At 69.8% G+C, this 19,719-nt stretch carries 19 protein-coding genes and 1 tRNA gene; 10 read left to right on the forward strand and 10 right to left on the reverse strand.

Features of this window, described 5'->3' with window-relative positions:
• The first annotated feature begins 7 nt into the window (after positions 1-7).
• Entirely contained in the window at positions 8-892 is an 885-nt protein-coding gene (locus ACWC5C_RS32545; protein ID WP_450881335.1) for a sugar phosphate isomerase/epimerase family protein, read from the forward strand.
• A gap of 33 nt (positions 893-925) precedes the next feature.
• On the opposite strand, the gene ACWC5C_RS32550 is transcribed toward ACWC5C_RS32545, so the two are convergent.
• The 3 genes from ACWC5C_RS32550 to ACWC5C_RS32560 are packed head-to-tail and all read right to left on the reverse strand — an operon-like array spanning position 926 to position 3,287.
• A complete protein-coding gene (locus tag ACWC5C_RS32550; RefSeq protein WP_450881337.1) occupies positions 926-1,924 on the reverse strand; it encodes a Rieske 2Fe-2S domain-containing protein in 999 nt (332 codons plus the stop codon).
• A 9-nt stretch (positions 1,925-1,933) separates the two neighbouring features.
• The gene (locus ACWC5C_RS32555; RefSeq protein ID WP_450881339.1) at positions 1,934-2,632 is read right to left on the reverse strand and encodes a methyltransferase domain-containing protein; all 699 of its coding nucleotides are present in this window, start codon (positions 2,630-2,632) and stop codon (positions 1,934-1,936) included.
• 49 nt (positions 2,633-2,681) lie between these two features.
• Entirely contained in the window at positions 2,682-3,287 is a 606-nt protein-coding gene (locus ACWC5C_RS32560) for a TetR/AcrR family transcriptional regulator (RefSeq protein WP_450881341.1), read from the reverse strand.
• Between the two features lie 93 nt (positions 3,288-3,380).
• Here ACWC5C_RS32560 and ACWC5C_RS32565 point away from each other — a divergent pair, with 93 nt between their 5' ends.
• Positions 3,381-4,175 carry an alpha/beta fold hydrolase gene (locus tag ACWC5C_RS32565; protein WP_450881343.1) on the forward strand — a complete coding sequence of 265 codons (795 nt, stop codon included), beginning with the start codon at positions 3,381-3,383 and terminating at the stop codon, positions 4,173-4,175.
• A 15-nt stretch (positions 4,176-4,190) separates the two neighbouring features.
• Here ACWC5C_RS32565 and ACWC5C_RS32570 read toward each other — a convergent pair whose 3' ends face one another.
• Both ACWC5C_RS32570 and ACWC5C_RS32575 read right to left on the reverse strand, forming a co-directional pair.
• Positions 4,191-4,538, reverse strand: coding sequence for an AQJ64_40280 family protein (locus tag ACWC5C_RS32570; protein ID WP_450881345.1), 348 nt, complete (start codon positions 4,536-4,538; stop codon positions 4,191-4,193).
• A 47-nt stretch (positions 4,539-4,585) separates the two neighbouring features.
• On the reverse strand, positions 4,586-5,164 hold the full coding sequence (locus ACWC5C_RS32575; RefSeq protein ID WP_450881347.1) for a TetR/AcrR family transcriptional regulator: 579 nt from the start codon (positions 5,162-5,164) through the stop codon (positions 4,586-4,588).
• A gap of 34 nt (positions 5,165-5,198) precedes the next feature.
• On the opposite strand from ACWC5C_RS32575, the gene ACWC5C_RS32580 reads away from it, so the two are divergent.
• The gene (locus tag ACWC5C_RS32580; protein ID WP_450881349.1) at positions 5,199-5,546 is read left to right on the forward strand and encodes a nuclear transport factor 2 family protein; all 348 of its coding nucleotides are present in this window, start codon (positions 5,199-5,201) and stop codon (positions 5,544-5,546) included.
• 363 nt (positions 5,547-5,909) lie between these two features.
• The gene (locus ACWC5C_RS32585) at positions 5,910-7,220 is read left to right on the forward strand and encodes a family 43 glycosylhydrolase (RefSeq protein WP_450881351.1); all 1,311 of its coding nucleotides are present in this window, start codon (positions 5,910-5,912) and stop codon (positions 7,218-7,220) included.
• 13 nt (positions 7,221-7,233) lie between these two features.
• Here ACWC5C_RS32585 and ACWC5C_RS32590 read toward each other — a convergent pair whose 3' ends face one another.
• Both ACWC5C_RS32590 and ACWC5C_RS32595 read right to left on the reverse strand, forming a co-directional pair.
• Complete coding sequence (locus tag ACWC5C_RS32590; RefSeq protein WP_450881353.1) at positions 7,234-8,868, reverse strand: hypothetical protein; 1,635 nt, start codon at positions 8,866-8,868, stop codon at positions 7,234-7,236.
• A gap of 141 nt (positions 8,869-9,009) precedes the next feature.
• A complete protein-coding gene (locus ACWC5C_RS32595) occupies positions 9,010-9,522 on the reverse strand; it encodes a PadR family transcriptional regulator (RefSeq protein ID WP_450881355.1) in 513 nt (170 codons plus the stop codon).
• Positions 9,523-9,578: 56 nt separating this feature from the next.
• On the opposite strand from ACWC5C_RS32595, the gene ACWC5C_RS32600 reads away from it, so the two are divergent.
• Positions 9,579-10,247, forward strand: coding sequence for a cysteine hydrolase family protein (locus tag ACWC5C_RS32600; RefSeq protein ID WP_450881357.1), 669 nt, complete (start codon positions 9,579-9,581; stop codon positions 10,245-10,247).
• Positions 10,248-10,776: 529 nt separating this feature from the next.
• Here the strand turns inward: ACWC5C_RS32600 and ACWC5C_RS32605 are convergent.
• Complete coding sequence (locus ACWC5C_RS32605) at positions 10,777-11,625, reverse strand: SDR family NAD(P)-dependent oxidoreductase (protein ID WP_450881359.1); 849 nt, start codon at positions 11,623-11,625, stop codon at positions 10,777-10,779.
• Between the two features lie 78 nt (positions 11,626-11,703).
• A complete protein-coding gene (locus ACWC5C_RS32610) occupies positions 11,704-13,143 on the reverse strand; it encodes a pyridoxal phosphate-dependent decarboxylase family protein (protein ID WP_450881361.1) in 1,440 nt (479 codons plus the stop codon).
• Between the two features lie 166 nt (positions 13,144-13,309).
• Here ACWC5C_RS32610 and ACWC5C_RS32615 point away from each other — a divergent pair, with 166 nt between their 5' ends.
• Complete coding sequence (locus tag ACWC5C_RS32615; RefSeq protein WP_450881363.1) at positions 13,310-13,798, forward strand: Lrp/AsnC family transcriptional regulator; 489 nt, start codon at positions 13,310-13,312, stop codon at positions 13,796-13,798.
• Positions 13,799-13,885: 87 nt separating this feature from the next.
• Positions 13,886-14,281, forward strand: coding sequence for an AzlD domain-containing protein (locus ACWC5C_RS32620; RefSeq protein ID WP_450881447.1), 396 nt, complete (start codon positions 13,886-13,888; stop codon positions 14,279-14,281).
• Here the strand turns inward: ACWC5C_RS32620 and ACWC5C_RS32625 are convergent.
• Positions 14,246-14,330: transfer RNA gene (locus ACWC5C_RS32625), tRNA-Leu, on the reverse strand. The two genes, ACWC5C_RS32620 and ACWC5C_RS32625, sit on opposite strands and share 36 nt — an antisense overlap.
• Positions 14,331-14,637: 307 nt before the next feature.
• On the opposite strand from ACWC5C_RS32625, the gene ACWC5C_RS32630 reads away from it, so the two are divergent.
• From ACWC5C_RS32630 to ACWC5C_RS32640, 3 genes are read left to right on the forward strand one after another with little or no spacing between them, the layout of a single operon-like run.
• The gene (locus ACWC5C_RS32630) at positions 14,638-16,320 is read left to right on the forward strand and encodes a thiamine pyrophosphate-binding protein (protein WP_450881365.1); all 1,683 of its coding nucleotides are present in this window, start codon (positions 14,638-14,640) and stop codon (positions 16,318-16,320) included.
• 16 nt (positions 16,321-16,336) lie between these two features.
• Entirely contained in the window at positions 16,337-17,563 is a 1,227-nt protein-coding gene (gene frc / locus ACWC5C_RS32635; RefSeq protein WP_450881367.1) for a formyl-CoA transferase, read from the forward strand.
• Positions 17,564-17,565: 2 nt separating this feature from the next.
• Positions 17,566-19,704: an acetate--CoA ligase family protein gene (locus tag ACWC5C_RS32640; protein WP_450881368.1), complete on the forward strand. Its 2,139-nt coding sequence runs from the start codon at positions 17,566-17,568 to the stop codon at positions 19,702-19,704.
• Positions 19,705-19,719: the final 15 nt, after the last annotated feature.

A 19,719-nucleotide genomic window follows, 5' to 3' on the forward strand; every position in this document is an offset into this window, starting at 1 on the left:
AGCCCCCGTGGCCCCTCGTATCGCACTCAACCCCATCCAGTGGATGGCCAGCGACGACGGCTGGCTCGACCCGTCCAAGGCGCCCGAGCGGAAGCAGCTGCTGTCGCTGATCAAGCAGTCCGGTTTCGACGCGGTGATGGCCGAAGTCCCCGCCGACTGGACCGTCGACCAGTACCGGGCCGTCCTGGACGAGGTCGGCCTGACCCTGGCCCCCGGCTACTTCGTATGCCGATCGGACGGCCGGGACGGGAACGAAACCACCGTTGTCGAGAACGCCACCGCCGTCGCCCGCCAGCACGCCGAACTCGGTCTGACGGACATCGGCCTCGGCCTGGGGATGGGCAAGGACATGCCGCGCGTGGCGCACCCGGCGCAGGCGTACGAGGCGGATCCGTCGCGCGTCGAGGCCGTGACTGAATTGATCGGGAAGATCGCCGACACCATGACCGCCGAGGGCGTCCGGCCCAACCTCCACCCCCACACCGGCACCTGGATCGAGACCGAGGAAGAGGGCCGTTCCGTCCTCGACGCCATACCGGACACCCGGCTCGGCTTCCTGCCCGACACGGGGCACTTGGCGTGGGCGGGCTCGGATGTGGGCGCGTTCATCAAGGACTACGCGGAGCGGATCCCGTTCGTGCACGTGAAGGACTGTCGGCTCAGCGTCGCGGCGCAGGGCCGAGAGGGCGACTGGGGCTACCAGCAGACCGTCCTGGCAGGCCTTTGGGCCGAACCCGGACGTGGCGAGCTGGACCTCACCGGGATCATCGGCAACCTGCCGAGCACCTTCGACGGCTGGCTGATGGTCGAGGTCGACCGCCCGGACATCACCGACCCGTACGAGAGCGCGGTCGCATCGGCGCGCTGGATGCGCGCCGAGTACGGCACCTGACGGTCTCAGCCGCGCGCCGCGCACCGCGCACCGTCAGTCGCTTGCCGCCGCTGGGTAGAACTGGGCGTACCAGCGGCGCAGCGCCCTGATCCCCTTCTCGTGCGGGAGCAGGACGGGGCGCGGCTGGTGGATCTTGTGGTCCCAGATCCGTACCTCCTCGCGCACCTCCCTCAGGGCTTCCGTACGGAAGACCAGCTTGAGGACGGGCGCCAGGAACGGCAGCCGCGCGGGCTTGCGGACGTAGTACAGCATCCGCATCTCGCTCGTACGGTCGTCAACGGGCGTGGTCAGCGCGACGGCGGTGAGCGACAGGACGGGACCGAGGACACGCACCACCATCACCCCCGGCCCGTACATGAACACATCGAAGGTGTTGTTGATGTCCCGGCCGAGCACACGCCGGTGGATGCGGCCCCGGACCTCGGCGAACGGACCGTCCGGCCGCAACTCCTGCACCGGCGGCTCGCTCTGGCCGTGGATGAAGTGGAAGTGGGACTCGTCCACGATGTTCTCGCGCATCTCCTGGATGTGGATGCGCGCGCGGCACACGTCGTCGATCGGGGTCGCGAAGCCCCTGGAGGCCGTCTCCGGGATGTCCGGCACCTCCCATGATGGTTCGTCCGGGCCGTGGTACACGAAGATGAGCCCGCTGTGCTCGCGTACCGGGAAGCCGCCGAGGGACACCTTGGGGGTGCGGGCCGCGAAGGGGGCGTGCGTACACCACCCGTCCGCCCCGAAGCGCCACCCGTGGAACGGACACTCCACAGCCCCGTCGACAACCTTCCCCCCGGCCCCCAGATGCGCGCCGTAGTGCGGACAGTGCGCGTCCCGCACGCCCGCCTGCCCGTCCGCGCCACGGAACGCGATCAGCGCCCGCCCGAAGTAGTGCAGGCTGACGACCTTGCCCGGCCGCAACTCGCCGCTGCGGAGCACGGCGTACCAGCCGTACGGAACGGGCGGCATCGGGTACGCGTCGGCGCGCGGATCGCGCGGCAGGTCGGCGAGCTTGTCATGGCTACGGCGTAAGGGCATGCGCCGATGCTAGCCAGCCGCCCCGTCGAGCCCGGCACCCCCGGGACGCTGGGCCATGACGACCAGACCCGGCCCGCTGTACTCCTCCGGCGGGAGCCGGAGTTCGGCGACGGGGCGTAGTCCGGCCTGCTCGATCAGCTCCACGAGCGGTTCCGGCCGCCACTTGTGTGTCGTCCAGCGAACGGGGACACCTCCGTAGGCCTCCGTACGCAGCGCGTCTTCGTCGCCGACGTGTGTCGCGGTGATGAAGTGTCCGCCCGGCTTCAGGGCGCGCGCGAAGTGGGCCAGGACCTGAGGAAGGACGTCACGGGGGAGGTTGAACAGCGACCACCACCCGAGCACACCGCCGAGGGAGGCTTCGGCGAGGTCGAGGTCGGTGGCGGAGCCGACGCTGAAGCGGCACTGCGGATGCAGGCGGCGCGCGTTCTCGATCATGCGAGGGGAGAGGTCCACCCCGGACACGTCGAGCCCGCGCTCGGCGAGGTACGCGGTCACCGTGCCGGGCCCGCAGCCGACGTCGAGGACGGGCCCGAGCCCGCTCACGGTGTCGGCGAAGGCGTCGATGGATGCCTTGAGCCATGGGTGGCGACGGATGTCGCCGATTCCCGTCGTCTCCACCATGTGGGCGTAGTTGTCGGCCACTCGGTCATAGGAATCACGGACCACGTCGAGATCGGCCGGGCGGTCAACACGGTGGTGTGCGCACATCCCCCAACCATACTGCTGTGCTCGGGAGTTGGTGCTGCCACAGCGCGTTTCACCGGTCGCGCGCCAGCGCCCGGCGCCACTGCTCGGTGACCGTGTGCCGCAGCCCCTCGGTGTCGACGGCCTCGTGGTCGAGCAGCCGTTGCAGCCCGATGCCACGAAGCTGCCCGACGATGGCGATCGACGCCTCGCCGGGTACGACGTCGGGCCGGATGGTGCCGTCGGCGAGCCCGGCGGCCACGTCCTCGCGCAGATCGGCGCGGAACGCCTCGTCCCGCTCGCGGAAGATCGGGGCCAGTTCGGGCGCCGTGGCCGCCTCGGCCCAGAGCAGCAGAAACGCCCGGCTCCACACGCCCACCCGGCCGAGCGCTCCGAGGTATCCGTCGATCAGCCGCAGAAGGCGGTCAAGACCGGGTGGCAGGCCGTCGAGCCCGGGGACGAACCCGGCCTGGGACGCGTGCGCCAGGCGTTCGAGGAGCGCCTGCTTGGACCCGAAGTGGTGGGTGACGAGTCCACGGCTGTACCCGGCTCGCTCGCTGACGCGTACCAGCGTCAGCGCCCGCACCCCCTGCTCGACCACCAGCTCGGCGGCGGCGTGGAGCAATGCGGATTCGGCCTGGTCACGGCGCTGCTGCTGGGTGCGGCGGGTGGTCGTCATGGTCAGGAACCTACAACAAACTTGTCAGCCGACCAACAAGTAGGCGAGGATCACGGCAATCACGGCATCCATGCGCCGACCAGGAGGCTCCCGTTGAGCGACCGCACACCCGTTGTCCTCGCACCCGTTGTTTTCGTGCATGGCAACCCCGAGACGGCGGCGGTCTGGGACCGGCTGCTCCCCGAACTGGAGCGCGCCGGTGTGCCACGCCCACGTCTGGTGTGCCTGTCCCCGCCCGGGTTCGGCGCACCGCTACCGGCCGGGTTCGGCGCGACCGTCACCGACTACCGCGACTGGCTGATCGGCGAGCTGACCCGCTTCGCCGAACCCGTCCACCTGGTGGGGCACGACTGGGGCGGCGGCCACGTCCTGAACGCGGTGATGAGCCGCCCGGACCTCGTGCACAGCTGGGTCAGCGACTCCATCGGCATCTACGAACCCGACTACACCTGGCACGAGTTGGCCCAGCGGTGGCAGACGCCAGGAGCTGGCGAAGCCGATGTGACCTCCCGCTTCGGCGCGCCCCTCGGCGAACGCGTCGCAACACTCACCAACCGGGGGATGCACGAGGCGGTGGCCGAGCGGGTGGCCCCAGGCCAGAACGAGGCCATGGGCCGGGCCGTACTCGCCCTCTACCGCTCCGCCGCGCAACCGGTGATGGCCGAGCTGGGCCGTGACCTGGAACGCGCGTCGCTACGGCCGGGACTCACGCTGCTCCCCACCGAGGACCACGCGGTCGGCACCGCCGAGCAGCGCCGCCGCGCCGCCCGCCGGGCCGGGGCCGGTGCCGTAACCCTCGACGGGCTGGGCCACTGGTGGATGACCCACGACCCCGCCCGTGGCGCCCGCGCCCTCACCCGCTTCTGGTCCTCCCTGGCTGGGCAGTGAGCGGCCCCCGGGGCCTCACCCCATGACACCCCGGACAGCGTCCCGCGCACCCTCCCCCAGCACCTGGCGCACATCCATGCCCGGCAGCGCGGGCAACTCCGCCCAGTGGGTGACGTGTTCGGCGCAGGGATGGCCGTAGGGCAGGCGGACGACGCCGTCGGAATCGACAAAACAATCGCGGTACTCGGTCCCGTCCTCGCCGAAGTGGCGGGTGGTGAAGTACATCGGCAACACCAGCCAGAACTCCTCCCCCTCCTCCTCCCCGGGGGCGGGCGGATAACGACCACACGTAGCCCCCGCGACGGGCACCCCATCCCTCGGCAGCCGCTCACGCGCGTCCACCCACTCCACCATCGCGTCCATGCGCACCCTCCCCGGCTCCCGCGCTCCGTCAGACGACCATTCTCGCCCTACGGCGCAAGGAGCCGCAGGACTCCCGAATGAAGGACAGCCATGGCGTCGGCGGCGGACATGCGACCGGCACGGCTCTCCTCCCCCGCGGCATGGCTCAGCGCGATCACGGCCGCCACCTGCCAGGAGAGCGCGGGCCCCGGGCCGAAGTCCCCTTCATCACGGCCGCGTTGAAGTACGCACGCGATACGGTCCGCGATCGGCTCATGGCGGACCCGGTCCTCCTCCGGCGGCACCGGACGGCCCCCGAGCCGGGTCAGCGCCGGATACGCCTCGGAGACGCGCCAGGCCGCATCGAGCAGCCGCAACAGCGCCTCCGCCGCCGGACCCTCATCGGCCCCCGCGGCATCCATCTCCTCCGCCACCTTCTCCGTCATGCGGTCGGCGACTGCCGCGAGCAAGTCGTCCCGCGAGGAGAAGTGGGCGTAGACGGTCTGGCGGGTAACTCCGGCCGCGCTCGCGATGGCGGCCATGCCCGCGTCGGACTGCTCGCCGAGGACCTGGATGGCCGCGTCGAGAACGGCGGTACGGCTGCGTTGGGCGTCGGCGCGGCGCTGTGGCACCCCCGCGCAGTTCATCGCCGACTTCCTCACCACGTTCCACGAACACGTGGTGCGAGGCGACCACGACCCGGCCCCCGCGATGGCCCGCTTCTACACACCCGACATCGTGATGATCAACGACGGCATACGGCTCGACTGGGACAAGCTCCTCGCCCACATCCGCCCCGTCCGCAAGAACCTGGCGGAACATGATGACTCCCGCTTCGCAGTACACGAGGCCATCGCGGACGGCAACCGGATCGCAGCCCGACTCACGATCCACGCGGCCACGCGCAAGAAGCACATCGCCACGGAGGTCGTGGCGTTCTACACCTTCGCCCCGGACGGCCGGATGACCCACTCCCACGGCATCACCTCACCGAGGAAGTCCAACTCAGCGACGGCGTCACCTCGGTGACCATCGACATCCCAACCGGCTCAATGACGGTAACCAGCAACCGGAACCTCTCCCCAGCGACAGTCCGCGCCACAGCAGAGAAAGCGGGCTACGACCTAGCCCACCCCGACAATTCCCCCTCCCCCTCACCAGGTGCCGCCGGATAGCGACCACACGCCGCCCCCGCCACAGGCACCCCATCCCTCGGCAGCCGCTCCCGCGCGTCCACCCACTCCACCACCGCGTCCATTGCCCACTCCTCCCCAGCTCCGACGCTCCATCATGCCGCCGCCCTCGGCCATCTGTTCACCGCTGGAACGGATCTCTAACGTGGCCTCCCAGGCGGGGCACCGGCATCCCGCCCTTCACGAAGGGGACGCGCTCATGGCCAGCTTCGGGAACGGATTACACCTCGACCGGCGGTTCCTGCTGACCGGTGTCGCGGGCTCCCTGGGTGCGGCGGCGCTGCCCGCCACCGCCGCGCGGGCGGCGCCCTCGCGCGGCGGGCGGTATCCGTCGAACTGGCCCGACCCCGAGCCGTACGGCCACGCGGACACCCGGCTGGATCTGTGGCCGCGGGAGGACAACTCCTTCATCCTCCCGCTGGAGCTGCGCCACCGTGACCGGGAGCTGGGCCGGGTGTGGATGCGGGACACGTACGTCAACTGCTTCGTCGTCGGCGGCCGTCCGCTGTACGTCGCCACGGGCACCACGCGCGCGCCCGGGCTCGATGTGGCCGGGCCGTGGAACGACGGCATCTTCGTGTGGGTGTCCCGGTCGCTGCGGGGGCCGTGGCGGCTGGCCGACACGACCGGCATCCGGCCCGGCGCCGAGCGGGGCAAGGTGTGGTCGCCGGAGTTCACCGGCGAGAACCGGCCCGGCCGTACGGTCGTCGCCCCGTGGCAGGAGTACTGGCACGACGACCGGTTCGGCAAGCGCGGCCAGGCCTGGGCGCCGGAGGTGCACTACATCCGGGGCAGGTGGTACATCGTCGCGTGCATGGGCGACCACTCCCGGAAGGTCGGCTCGTTCCTGCTGGTGAGCGAGGGCGGAGTCGAGGGCCCGTACCGGCTGGTCAAGGGCAACCTCGACAAGCCCTTCGGCGACCTGGCCCCCGGCGGGCCGGACTTCATCGAGCCCGGCGCCTACCACCACATCGACGGCAGCCTCTACGCCGAGGGCGACGAGGCGTGGCTGGTGCTGCACAACGACCTGTACGCGAAGTTCCGGGATGACATGGAGGACATCGTCCCGACGACGAACCTCCCGAGGTTCCGGCAGACGCCCTACTCCCCCGAGCCGTACCTCGAAGGGGCGTACGTCTTCAAGCACGGGGGCCGGTACCACCTCCTCCACGCCGCCTGGAACCGCACCTCGGTCAACGCCGACGGCACCACCCGCCACGCCTACGACCCGCCCGGGGCGGGCCGTGTGCAGTACCAGTACGACGCGATCGTCGCCGTCGCGGACCGCTTCGAGGGCCCGTACTCCCCGCGCTGGACGGCGGGCGTCGGCGCGGGCCACAACAACTTCTTCGCCGACCACCACGGCGACCTATGGGCCACCTTCTTCCGTAACCCGGCCGCCGGCTACTGGTCCGCCCCATCACGCACCGCCGACGCCGCCGTGCCGGGCGTCGTACGGGTGGAGTGGACGGGCCCGGCGGGCCATCGCCTGTACGTCCAGCGCCGGTAAGGACCTGGGACGGCTACGTGTTGTTCCCGGTATGGAAGCGGTCCATGAACTGCCCGAAGGTTTCGGAGTAGTCGATCCGTGAAGCAGCCAGCACGTCCACCATGGCCTGCCAGCGGACCGGATCACCCCCGCACGTGCGGAGCAGCGTTTCAGCCGCTGTGGGGTCTTCGTAATGGCTGAGGACGATGGGGGCCGGTAGCTGGCGCACCAGGGCGTCGGTCTGGTGGCGGGAGGCGAGGATGGCGTACTCGACCTGGTAGTGGAAGCAGCCCCTGTGGTCCTTGATGGTGTCCAGCCAGCTCTGCATCAGGGCCTGAGGGTCCGCGCACTTGTCGAGTTCGGTGTCGGACAGAACGCGGGGTACTTCCCATTTGGGGCGATCAGCCATGTGCTCGGCGGCTGCCTGCCGCAGCCACGGTGGAACTTCCTGCTCGTAGGTGAGAAGCCATTGCACCTCGACGGGGTGGAGGCGGCCCAGAAGTCCGGTCACCTCACTGCGATCGAGATGAGGGTTACCAGCGAGCGCGGCGAGTGCACCGACACGGGAATCGCTGGTCAGGAGGAGTTTCGGCGAGGACAATTCATCATCGTGGTCGGGGGCGTGCCGCTCAACGGCAAGGGGATCGGGCAGGCGACCGACCCATGCGCACAGCTGTGCCAGATGCTCAGCGTTGCCGCTCGTCAGGGCAAGGTCGTTGGCGAGCGACGTCAGCTCGTACGACTCATAGAGCTCCAACCGCGCGGCGTGGAGCAGTCGGCCCTCGCGGACGCACTGGTCTACGGCCTCCGCGAGCTGGGCTGCGGCCATCTCACGCAGCCGCGGATGAGCGGCCACGCGTCTGGCGATGTGCCGCAGCCGCTCTCGGTGGCTGTCAGTCCGCTCCGGCAGTGCGGACCACTCCGGCAGGCACAGCGCGGGCACACAGGACGCCAGCACACGGTCGTTCAGCTTCGCAGTCGCCACGCGGTCAAGGAGGATGTGCCGCATCGCCTGGCCGTGCGCACGGTCATCGACCAGCGCCGGCCACTGGTCGGGGCACCGCTCCAGTACCATGTCGAACGCCTCGTAGCTCGGCCACCCCGCTCCCCTGGCGTACTTGCCGCCACGCTGGTCGCCGCCGCCGAGGGCTTTCAGCGCATCGGTTGCCAAGTGCAGGCCTCGCCGCACCAGGGCATCGAGCAGCCAGTCCGGTACCTGCGGAATCTGATCCAGCTTCTCCAGATCGAGGAGTTCGCAGGCCAGAGCTACCGTTACCAGGTCACGCAGCTCCAGGTTCCGGACGCGGCCGAGCACCAGTTCCCGGGCAGCCTCCTGCCGCGCCAGAGCCGCGATCAGTTGGCTGGTGACCTGGTGGTGCCGCAGCACACCAGGGAAGTCGTCCGGGCGGAGCACACCCTTGCCCACCAGCCCGGTCACGTGCTCGCCGGGCATGGCCGCGATCAACCGATCGCGGAGCCCCTGGTCCGAGACCCGGGTGAACAAGGACGGCAGCGTCCTTGTGAACACGTCGCACTGCCACGACGAAGGCTCGAAGGGATCCTTCCCGGGCAACAGCCCGTCGACGACCGCGGCATGGGCGGCTTCCGGCAGGTCATGCCGCCGCGCCAAAGCCGCCCACATCCGGTACTCGCCGTCCTGCACCGCCACGTGCGCCTCCCCATACGCGACCCCGACCCCATCCACGCGTCACGGTATGGCATACGGGTTCCTCCTGGGGCCTGGACGGCAAAGCCGCACCAAATCGACCAAACGACCCGACAGAGCGAGTCGCGGCCGTCGACTTCGCGTTCATGCCAGTTGCTCCCTCAGCCAGGACTGTTCCGCCTGGCTGGTGGCGCGGGCGATGAGGAGCATGCCGCGGCGGTAGGGGTCGTCGGTGTCCTCGGCGCGCAGTGGGCGGTCGCCATCGCGGAAGAAGCTCGCGGGCTGTTCCAGGAACTCCAGCCGCCGACGCAGCACCGCGTGCTGGTCGCCGGTGTCGGGGAGTTGGGAGAGGAACGCCAGGATCGTGAAGTAGCGGGCGCTGTCGCTGATCTCCAGCTCGTCGGGCTCCCGGAGTCGGCGCAGCAGCTCAGTGCGGCCCTCGGCGGTCAGGCTCAGGGTGTGCCGCTGGGCGGCCGAGGCGCCCGGCTCGGTCCGCCGGTCCAGCAGCCCGGCCTTGACCAGCCGGTTGATCGCCGGGTAGAGGCTGCCATCGCTGACCGGACGGGCGTGGCCGGACAAGTGCGCGATGAGGCGGCGCAGTTGGTATCCGTGCAGCGGGCCGTCGGCCAGGAATCCCAGGATCGCGAGTTCCAGCATGCTGCTACTCTCGCACATCGAAACGAGGTATCTCGAATCGAGGTAGGGAGCCAGGGGTGAGCTACACCGAGGAGTGGGTGACCGCGCGAGCACGCGAGGCCTACCGGCACGGCCGCGCGACGTTCGACGTACGGCCCGAGCGGACGGCGCTGCTGGTCATCGATATGCAGGACGAATTCGTGCGCCCGGAATGGAGTCCCTACTGGGTGCCCGCGGCGACGCGGATGGCGCCACGGCTTCGCCGACTGGTCGAGACCTGCCGGGCCGCCTCCATCCCCGTCATCTGGACCATCTTCGACGATACGCACCTCGGACTGGACCGGCCGCACGCCCTGCGCCACCTCCCCCACGCCGACGCCGACGCCGACTGGCGACGACCGGGACCCGCTGCGGTGTGGGAGCAGATGGGCTACCGCGCCGACGAGGCCCTGATCCGCAAGCCCTCCTACGGCGCCTTCTACGACACGCCACTCGACACGATGCTGCGCAACCTCGGCCGCGACACGGTCATCGTCACGGGAACGCTCACCAACTACTGCTGCGGCACCACGGCCCGGCAGGCCTACGAACGCGGCTACAAGGTCGTGTTCGGAGCGGACGTCACGGCCACCGACGACGAGTCCCGACAGGAACCCGAACTCGCCGTCCTCCGCAAAGGCTTCGCTCTCGTACTGACCGCCGAGGAGATCACGAACCAGCTCACCAGGAAAGCAAAAGACCCCTGATGGACAGGAGTCTTAGCTGGTGTCCGAGCGGGGATCTGGACCAATGCCCCACGGCTCACGCCCCTCACGACGGTGTTGGCGCTGGCGTAGCCACGTGACGGGAGAAAAGCAGGTCAGGGGCGGTTCCTTTTCCGTTCTCGCGTCCACACCACCCCCATACGGTGCCGGTTATGGCATTAATGCGACTCCGCCACAGCTGACGCTGCGCCGCCGAGGCAAGGGGGCCTCTGTCACTCCTGCCGGGAGGTGGGTCTACGACCATGCCCAAGCGCTGCTCGATCAGTCGGCGGACATCAGCGCGGTGGCCCGGATCGTGCGAGGCGAGCTGACGGGGCCCTGAGGATCGGGGCTTCCCGACGCTGTCCCCGTGGTTGTTCCCGTGGTTGTCCCCGCGCATCGCGGCTCGCTTCGCCGAGAATCACCCCGGCATCGAGGTGCACCTCGTCGAGGACGCGTCCGCCGTGCTGCACGACCGCATGCTCAGGGTGACTCCGCCTCTTCCGGCCGGCTGTCAAGGACGGCCGGGGACTCACTGGGGGGCGGGGTTCTGGTATCGCGGGGCGAGTGTGCTGGTGGACGAGGAGCGGAGCCCGAATTCCGCCGAGGCGATGCGATCCACCGCCTCGCCGTCGACCAGTCCGGGCACGCACACGACCTCGCCGGTTTCCAAGGCCCTCAGCGAAGCGGTCACCACGTCCTCGACGGGCATGCCTCCGTCGTCGTGTACGCGTGCTACATCACCGGCTACCGGATCCTGGCCCTGGGTGAGATGGAACTCGGTTGCCGTCAGCCCGGGGCACAGCACCTGGACACGAACCGGCGCACCGTCCAACTCCGCGGCGAGGGTTCGGCTGAAGGTGACGACGTACCCCTTGGTCCCCCCGTAGACCGCCCGCACCGGCAGAGGGTCCGGCGGAAGCGAACCGGCGAAGGCGAGCGTGGAAGCCACATTCACCACGGCGCCGCGGCCGCGTGCCAGCATGCCCGGCACGGCTGCATGAGCGAGCCGGGTGAGCGCCACCACGTTCACGGCCATCACCTTCTCCAGCAGTGCTGTGTCGGTCTCGGGGAAGGGGCCGTAGCCGTTGATGCCCGCGTTGTTCACCAGCAGCTCGACGTCGTCCTCGGCGGTTCGCCGGGCAACCCGGTCCAGGTCACTCGCATCGCCCAGATCCGCGACGACGGTTTCCACTCGTACGTCGTGCTGCCCGGCCACTTCTGCGGCAAGTGCGCGCAGACGCTCTGCGCGACGCGCCACCAGCACCAGATCGTGCCCGTCAGCGGCGAGCCGACGTGCGTAGGCCGCACCGATGCCCGAGGAGGCACCGGTCACGATGGCTGTTCCCTTGATGGGAAGGGATGCGGGATGGATCGTCATGAAGTCCTCCTTGTATTGGGGTGATTCGACGGAGGCGTCCCTCAGGTGGACACCACCCGGGTCCAGGGCCGTCGCTGGCTACGCGGCGGGGATGTTCCTGGCTTCGGCAGTGATGATCTTCAGGGCCTCGGCGATGCGGTCGAGGTGGGTGCGGTGGGAGACCACGCACACGCGCAGGGTGTAGCGGCCGTCGACCACCGTGCTGGAGAGCACGATGCGCCTGTGGCCGTTGATCCGCTCCAGCAGACGGCGGCTTGCTTCGTCCGCCCGCTCGGCGGCGGCCCGGCTGCCGTCGGCGGGGCGGAAGCGGAAGATCACGGTGGACAGGTCCGGGGGTTGCGGGACCTCCAGCTCCGCGACACCGGCCAGCGCATCGTGGACGTGTTCGGCCAGGTCGAGCTTCTCGTCCAGGACCTCGCGGAAGGCGTCCACCCCGTGCAGGTGCAGGGGAAGCCAGACCCGCAGACCACGGATCTCGTGGGTCAGCTCGGGCCCGAGCCGACCGGAGTCCGGCACGCTTCCGGCGTCGCCCATGTCTTGCAGGTAGCTGCCGGTGCCGTCGTGCGCGGCGTGCAGGGCGGTGACATCGCGGACGACCAAGGCGCCGGTGCCGAACGGCATGAACAGGGTCTTGTGCGGGTCCAGGGTGATCGAGTCGGCCTTGTCGAAACCGGCGAGGCGTTCTTTGCCCCGTTCGGTGAGACGGAAGAAGCCGCCGTAGGCCGCGTCGATGTGGAACCACACATCCTCTCGGCGAGCCACGTCGGCCAGCTGCGGCAGCGGGTCGATGGTGCCGGTGTCCGTGGTGCCCGCGGTGGCCACCAGCAGGAACGGCCGCAGCCCGGCTTCCCGGTCCGCGCGGATCATCGCGGCTGCGGCATCGGGGTCCATCCGCAGGTCAGGGGTATGCGGCACGGTACGTACGTGAGCGGCGCGGATGCCGGCGAGGCGGGCGGCCTTGGCGACGGAGTGGTGGGCGAAGGCGGTGGTGTAGACGGTGCCGTCCGCGAGTTCCTCGCCGAGCCTGTCGTGGCGGGCGGCGATCGTCGCGGAGAACGTGGCCATCGAGCCACCGCTCGTCAGCAGGCCGCCGCTGCCCTCCGGGAGGCCGCACACGTCGCGGGCCATCCAGCGGATCACGCTCTCCTCCAGCGCGGCGAGGGCCGGAGCCACCGACGCCAGGCCGCCGTAGCGGTTGGTGGCGCGGTTGTAGAACTCGGCGAGCGCCGCCGAATACAGGCCGCTGCCCGGGATGTAGGCCAGGTGCCCCGGCCCGGCGGTCTCCAGGGCGCAGTCGGCGGCCTCGTCCAGGCGAGCGAGCAGCGTCCGCAGGTCGCCGCCTTGGTCCGGCGGCGATGCCGCGAAGGATTCCACCAGGTCGGCCGTCGCGTCCGGGGGAAGCGGGCTGGTCGCTGGGCGGGACGGGAGCTGATCGGTGCGGTCGACGATCTGGTCCAGGACGAGACGGCCCATCTCGGTCATCGCGGGGCGGTCGGGTTCCAGAGGGAAGTGGTGCATGGGGCAATCCGAAAGACTGAGAGGGGCGGCACTGTGTGGCTCCGGCATCCGGCCGGAGCACGTGACCAGGATGCGCCACCAAGCGCGGCATACGATGGCGTATACAGCACCCAGTCGGACCTGGAGCGCACGATCGTTCGCCGATCCGACCGATACGCTGCATTTCATGCCACACCCTTTGTACGACCGCATCGACCGGTCGATCCTGGACCACCTCCAGCGCCACGGACGCACCCCCAACGTCGACCTCGCCGACGCCGTACGACTGTCGCCCTCGTCCTGCCTGCGGCGCACCAAGGCTCTGGAGGAGGACGGAGTCCTGGCCGGCTACCGGGCCGATCTGGACCGCGAGCGCCTCGGCCTCGGGCTGACGGTGTTCCTCTCCCTCAAGGTCGAGCACTCTCGCACCACCTCCCAGGTGGTCGAAGAGGCGCTCAAGGCGATCGAGCACGTGGTCGCCTGCCACGTGGTCTCCGGCGACGCCGACTTCTTCGTCGAACTCGCCGTGCCGGACCTGCGCACCTTCGAAAAGGTGCTCACCGACCAGATCCTGGCCATCGGCCCCGTTCGCGACGCCCGCAGCACCTTCTGCATCCGCACCGTCATCGACCGCGGTCCGCTGCCCCTCACCTCCTGGCCCGCCCCACGCCCATGACGGCCCAGCAAGCGTCACCGCCTGACGAAGTCGTCCACGCCCAGCACCCGTGGGGTGGGTCTGTCGCCTGATACGGCCTACCTGCTCGTGGCTGCAGCCGCCTCCGGCGCCGTCAACTGGGCCCTGCGCGCCCTGCCGTTCGCCGCCCTCACATCGCTGCGCGCAAGCAAGACCGTCCTGTGCCTCGGCGCCCGCATGCCCGCCAGGGTCATGGCCATCCTCTTCGTCTGCTGCCTGCGCGACCTGCCGCTGACCGAAGCGCACGCGGCCGTCCTGTTGGCAGCCGTGGCGGTCACCGTCGGGCTGCACCTGTGGCGCCGCCGACCGGCAGTTGGGCCTCCAACTCACTTACGTCCCGGCCCAAGCGACGGTACGTGCCGAGGTGACGCTCGACCCGAACAACGACAAATCCCCACGATCGACAAGCAACCGTGGGGATTTGGTATGTGTCCGAGGGGGGACTTGAACCCCCACGCCCGATAAAGGGCACTAGCACCTCAAGCTAGCGCGTCTGCCATTCCGCCACCCGGACAGGGTGTGCCCCGCGGTTGCCCGCGGCGACATGGACAACGATACCAAGGTTTTGGGGTGCGTTTCACCGGCGTATGCATGGCGCCCAACCCCGCGCCGACCTGCGGTGACGTGGCAACCGGCGGGGGTGTGGATACGGGGGGTCACGGAGGGTGAGGGGCCGTGGGTGGCGCGGGCTTGGTCGAACGATTGATGTACGACCCCTGGACATCGTTCGGCCGATGCGGGATAACGGGTTTCATACAGGATAACGTCGACTGTATGCAATCCACGCGAGACCCGACCCCTACGAAGGGACGCGATTCGCCATGCCCGACGACAGCCAGGACCTCATCTCCGGCGGGCACTTAGTCGCCAAGGCGCTCAAGGCGGAGGGCGTTGATGTCATCTACACCCTCTGCGGCGGCCACATCATCGACATCTACGACGGGTGCGTCGACGAGGGCATCGATGTCGTCGACGTGCGCCATGAGCAGGTGGCCGCGCATGCCGCCGATGGGCATGCGCGGATCACCGGGAAGCCCGGGTGCGCGGTGGTCACCGCCGGGCCGGGGACCACCGATGCGGTGACCGGGGTGGCCAATGCCTTCCGGGCCGAGTCGCCCATGCTGCTGATCGGCGGGCAAGGGGCGCATACGCAGCACAAGATGGGTTCCCTCCAGGACCTTCCGCACGTGGAGATGATGGCGCCGATCACCAAGTTCGCGGCCACCGTGCCGGACACGGCGCGGGCCGCGGACATGGTCTCGATGGCGTTCCGGGAGTGCTTCCACGGGGCGCCGGGGCCGTCGTTCCTGGAGATTCCGCGCGATGTGCTGGACGCCAAGGTGCCGGTCGGGAAGGCGCGGGTGCCGAAGGCGGGGGCGTATCGGGCGTCGACGCGGAGCGCGGGCGATCCGGAGGCGGTCGAGAAGCTGGCCGACCTGCTGGTGCGCGCGGAGAAACCGGCGATCCTGCTGGGGAGCCAGGTGTGGACGTGCCGGGCGACCGACGCCGCGACCGAGCTGGTGCGGACGCTCAACGTGCCCGCGTACATGAACGGCGCGGGGCGCGGCACGCTGCCGCCCGGGGATCCGCACCACTTCCAGCTGTCGCGACGGTACGCGTTCTCCAACGCCGACCTCATCGTGATCGTCGGCACGCCCTTCGACTTCCGGATGGGGTACGGGAAGCGGCTGTCGCCCGATGCGACGGTGGTTCAGATCGACCTGGATTACCGGACGGTCGGCAAGAATCGGGATATTGATCTCGGGATAGTGGGTGACAGTCATCAGATTCTGTCAGCCGTCACCCAGGCAGCCTCCGGCCGGATCAACGGCGGGGCGCGCAAGCGCAAGGAGTGGCTGGACGAGCTGCGCGCCGCCGAGCAGACGGCGCTCGAGAAGCGGCTGCCGCAGCTGCGGTCGGACGCCTCCCCCATCCATCCGTACCGCCTGGTCAGCGAGATCAACGACTTCCTGACCGAGGACTCGGTGTACATCGGCGATGGGGGCGACATCGTCACGTTCTCCGGGCAGGTCGTGCAGCCCCGTACGCCCGGCCACTGGATGGACCCGGGGCCGCTGGGGACGCTCGGCGTCGGGGTGCCGTTCGTGATGGCCGCCAAGAAGGCTCGCCCCGACAAGGAGGTGGTGGCGCTCTTCGGTGACGGCGCGTTCTCGCTGACCGGCTGGGACTTCGAGACGCTGGTCCGCTTCGATCTGCCGTTCGTCGGCATCGTCGGCAACAACTCGTCGATGAACCAGATCCGTTACGGCCAGAAGGCCAAGTACGGCGACGCCCGCGAGCGGATCGGCAACACCCTCGGCGACGTTCCGTACGACCAGTTCGCGCGCATGCTCGGCGGCTACGGCGAGGAGGTCCGCGACCCGGCCGACATCGCGCCCGCGCTGCGGCGCGCCCGCGAGTCCGGCAAGCCGTCGCTCATCAACGTCTGGGTCGACCCGGACGCGTACGCCCCCGGAACGATGAACCAGACCATGTACAAGTAGAGGGGCCCCGCCAACCATGACCAAGGCTCTGGAGGGCGTCCGCGTCCTCGACATGACGCACGTACAGTCCGGTCCGTCCGCCACTCAGCTGCTCGCCTGGCTCGGCGCGGACGTCATCAAGCTGGAGTCCCCGACCGGCGACATCACGCGGGGGCAACTGCGCGACATCCCGGACGTGGACTCGCTCTACTTCACGATGCTCAACTGCAACAAGCGGAGCATCACCCTCAACACCAAGTCCGAGCGCGGCAAGGAGATCCTGACCGAGCTGATCCGCCGCAGCGACGTCATGGTGGAGAACTTCGGGCCGGGCGCGGTGGACCGGATGGGCTTCACCTGGGAGCGGATCCAGGAGATCAATCCGCGGATCGTGTACGCGTCGATCAAGGGGTTCGGCGAGGGCCCGTACACGCAGTTCAAGGCGTACGAGGTGGTCGCGCAGGCCATGGGCGGGTCGATGTCCACGACCGGCTTCGAGGACGGGCCGCCGCTGGCGACCGGTGCGCAGATCGGCGACTCGGGCACCGGGGTGCACTGCGTGGCGGGCATCCTGGCCGCGCTCTACCAGCGCACCCGCACCGGGCGCGGCCAGCGGGTGAACGTGGCCATGCAGCACGCGGTGCTCAATCTGTGCCGGGTCAAACTGCGCGACCAGCAGCGGCTGACGCACGGGCCGCTCGCCGAGTACCCGAACGACAGCTTCGGCGACGAGGTGCCGCGCAGCGGCAACGCGAGCGGCGGCGGGCAGCCCGGCTGGGCGGTCAAGTGCGCGCCGGGCGGCCCCAACGACTACGTGTACGTGATCGTGCAGCCGGTCGGCTGGGGGCCGATCACCCGGCTCATCGGGCGGCCGGAGCTGGCCGAGGACCCGGAGTGGGCGACGCCGGACGTGCGGCTGCCGAAGCTCGGGAAGATGTTCCAGCTGATCGAGGAGTGGTCCAGCACGCTGCCCAAATGGGAGGTGCTGGAGCAGCTGAACGCCCACAACATCCCGTGCGGGCCGATCCTGTCCACCAAGGAGATCGTCGAGGACGCCTCGCTGGCGGCCAACGAGATGGTCGTCCGGGTCGACCACCCCGAGCGCGGCGCGTTCACCACGGTCGGCTCCCCGCTCAAGCTCTCCGACTCCCCCGTCCAGGTCGACCGCTCCCCGCTGCTGGGCGAGCACAACGCGGAGATCTACGGCGAGTTGGGGCTCGGCGACGAGGAAGTGCGGCTGCTCAAGACGAACGGGGTGATCTGACCGTGAGTACGTATGACACGGACGCCGTACGGGCGGTGCTGGACGCCGTACGCGCTGAAGGGCGCACCACGCTGACCGCGCCCGAGGGCAAGCGGATCACCGACGCGTACGGCATACCGACCCCCGCCGAGGGGCTGGCCGAGTCCGCCGATGACGCGGTGAAGCTCGCCGACCGGATCGGCTTCCCGGTCGTGCTGAAGATCGTCTCGCCGGAGATCTCGCACAAGACGGACGCGGGCGGCGTACGGGTCGGTCTTGGCTCGGCGGCCGAGGTGCGCGGCGCGTACACGGCGATCGTCACGAACGCCCGCGCGTACGACCCGTCGGCGCGCATCCAGGGCGTGCAGGTGCAGCGGATGGTTCCGGACGGCGGGCAGGAGGTGATCGTCGGCGCGGTCACCGATCCGACGTTCGGGAAGGTGGTCGCCTTCGGGCTCGGCGGGGTGCTGGTGGAGGTGCTGAAGGACATCACCTTCCGGCTGGCACCCGCGAGCCGGGACGACGCGCTGTCGATGCTGGACGGCATCCGGGCCGCCGAGGTGCTGCGCGGGGTACGCGGCGGGGAGCCGGTGGACCGGGACGCGCTCGCCGATCTGATCGTGCGGGTCTCCGACCTGGTCACGGACTTTCCCGACGTGACCGAGGTCGATCTCAACCCGGTCTTCGCGACCGGAAGCGGAGTGCTCGCCGCCGACGTCCGGCTACTGCTCGGCGACGGCGCGCCACCCGCTCGCCGCCGCTACTCCCGCGAGGAGATCCTGAGCGCGATGGGGCGGCTGATGCGGCCGCGCTCGGTGACGGTGATCGGCGCCTCCAACGAGCCGGGCAAGATCGGCAATTCGGTGATGCGCAACCTCATCGACGGCGGCTTCCCCGGCGAGATCCACCCCGTCAATCCGAAGGCCGACGACATCCTGGGCCGCAAGGCCTACCGGTCGGTGACGGATGTGCCGGGCGAGGTGGACGTGGCGGTCTTCGCGATCCCCGCGAAGTTCGTACCGGCCGCGCTGGAGGAGGTCGGCCGCAAGGGCATCCCGAACGCCGTGCTGATCCCGTCCGGCTTCGCCGAGACCGGCGAACACGCGCTGCAGGACCGGATCGTGGCCATCGCCGAGGAGCACGGCGTGCGGCTGCTGGGGCCGAACATCTACGGCTACTACTCCACCTGGCAGGACCTGTGCGCCACGTTCTGCACCCCGTACGACGTCAAGGGGCCGGTGGCGCTCACCTCGCAGTCCGGTGGCATCGGGATGGCGATCCTCGGTTTCGCGCGGACGACGAAGACCGGTGTCTCGGCGATCGTCGGGCTCGGCAACAAGTCGGACGTGGACGAGGACGACCTGCTCACCTGGTTCGGCGAGGACCCCCACACCCAGTGCATCGCCATGCATCTGGAGGACTTGAAGGACGGTCGCGCCTTCGTGGAGGCGGCGCGCGCGACCGTGCCGAGGAAGCCGGTCGTGGTGCTGAAGGCGGGCCGTACGGCGGCGGGCGCGCGGGCCGCCGGGTCGCACACCGGGGCGCTGGCCGGGGACGACGCGGTGTACGACGACATCCTGCGGCAGGCCGGGGTGATCCGGGCGCCGGGGCTGAACGAGATGCTGGAGTACGCGCGGGGCCTGCCGGTGCTGCCGACGCCGCAGGGTGACAACGTCGTCGTCATCACCGGCGCCGGGGGCTCGGGGGTGCTGCTGTCGGACGCCATCGTGGACAACGGGCTGTCGCTGATGGAGATCCCGCCGGATCTGGACGCCGCCTTCCGCCGCTTCATCCCGCCGTTCGGCGCGGCCGGGAACCCGGTGGACATCACGGGCGGCGAGCCGCCCGCCACGTACGAGGCGACGATCCGGCTGGGCCTGGAGGATCCGCGCATCCACGCGCTCGTCCTCGGCTACTGGCACACCATCGTCACCCCGCCCATGGTCTTCGCCGAACTGACCGCGCGGGTCGTGGCGGAATTCCGGGAGCGCGGCATCGCGAAACCGGTGGTGGCCTCGCTCGCGGGTGACACCGAAGTCGAGGAGGCGAGCCAGTACCTCTACGAGCGCGGCGTCGTCGCCTATCCCTACACCACGGAAAAGCCGGTGGCCGTGCTGGGCGCGAAATACCGCTGGGCCCGGTCGGCGGGGCTGCTCACGTAAACCGCACCCGAAGCC

The sequence above is a fragment of the Streptomyces sp. NPDC001700 genome (genome assembly GCF_053596435.1).

Coding starts and splice junctions, on each gene's coding strand:
- ACWC5C_RS32550 (WP_450881337.1), bottom strand. CDS start 1,924: ATGCCCTTACGCCGTAGCCATGACAAGCTCGCCGACCTGCCGCGCGAT.
- ACWC5C_RS32555 (WP_450881339.1), bottom strand. CDS start 2,632: ATGTGCGCACACCACCGTGTTGACCGCCCGGCCGATCTCGACGTGGTC.
- ACWC5C_RS32560 (WP_450881341.1), bottom strand. CDS start 3,287: ATGACGACCACCCGCCGCACCCAGCAGCAGCGCCGTGACCAGGCCGAA.
- ACWC5C_RS32570 (WP_450881345.1), bottom strand. CDS start 4,538: ATGGACGCGATGGTGGAGTGGGTGGACGCGCGTGAGCGGCTGCCGAGG.
- ACWC5C_RS32575 (WP_450881347.1), bottom strand. CDS start 5,164: ATGAACTGCGCGGGGGTGCCACAGCGCCGCGCCGACGCCCAACGCAGC.
- ACWC5C_RS32585 (WP_450881351.1), top strand. CDS start 5,910: ATGGCCAGCTTCGGGAACGGATTACACCTCGACCGGCGGTTCCTGCTG.
- ACWC5C_RS32595 (WP_450881355.1), bottom strand. CDS start 9,522: ATGCTGGAACTCGCGATCCTGGGATTCCTGGCCGACGGCCCGCTGCAC.
- ACWC5C_RS32605 (WP_450881359.1), bottom strand. CDS start 11,625: ATGACGATCCATCCCGCATCCCTTCCCATCAAGGGAACAGCCATCGTG.
- ACWC5C_RS32610 (WP_450881361.1), bottom strand. CDS start 13,143: ATGCACCACTTCCCTCTGGAACCCGACCGCCCCGCGATGACCGAGATG.
- ACWC5C_RS32615 (WP_450881363.1), top strand. CDS start 13,310: ATGCCACACCCTTTGTACGACCGCATCGACCGGTCGATCCTGGACCAC.
- ACWC5C_RS32630 (WP_450881365.1), top strand. CDS start 14,638: ATGCCCGACGACAGCCAGGACCTCATCTCCGGCGGGCACTTAGTCGCC.
- frc (WP_450881367.1), top strand. CDS start 16,337: ATGACCAAGGCTCTGGAGGGCGTCCGCGTCCTCGACATGACGCACGTA.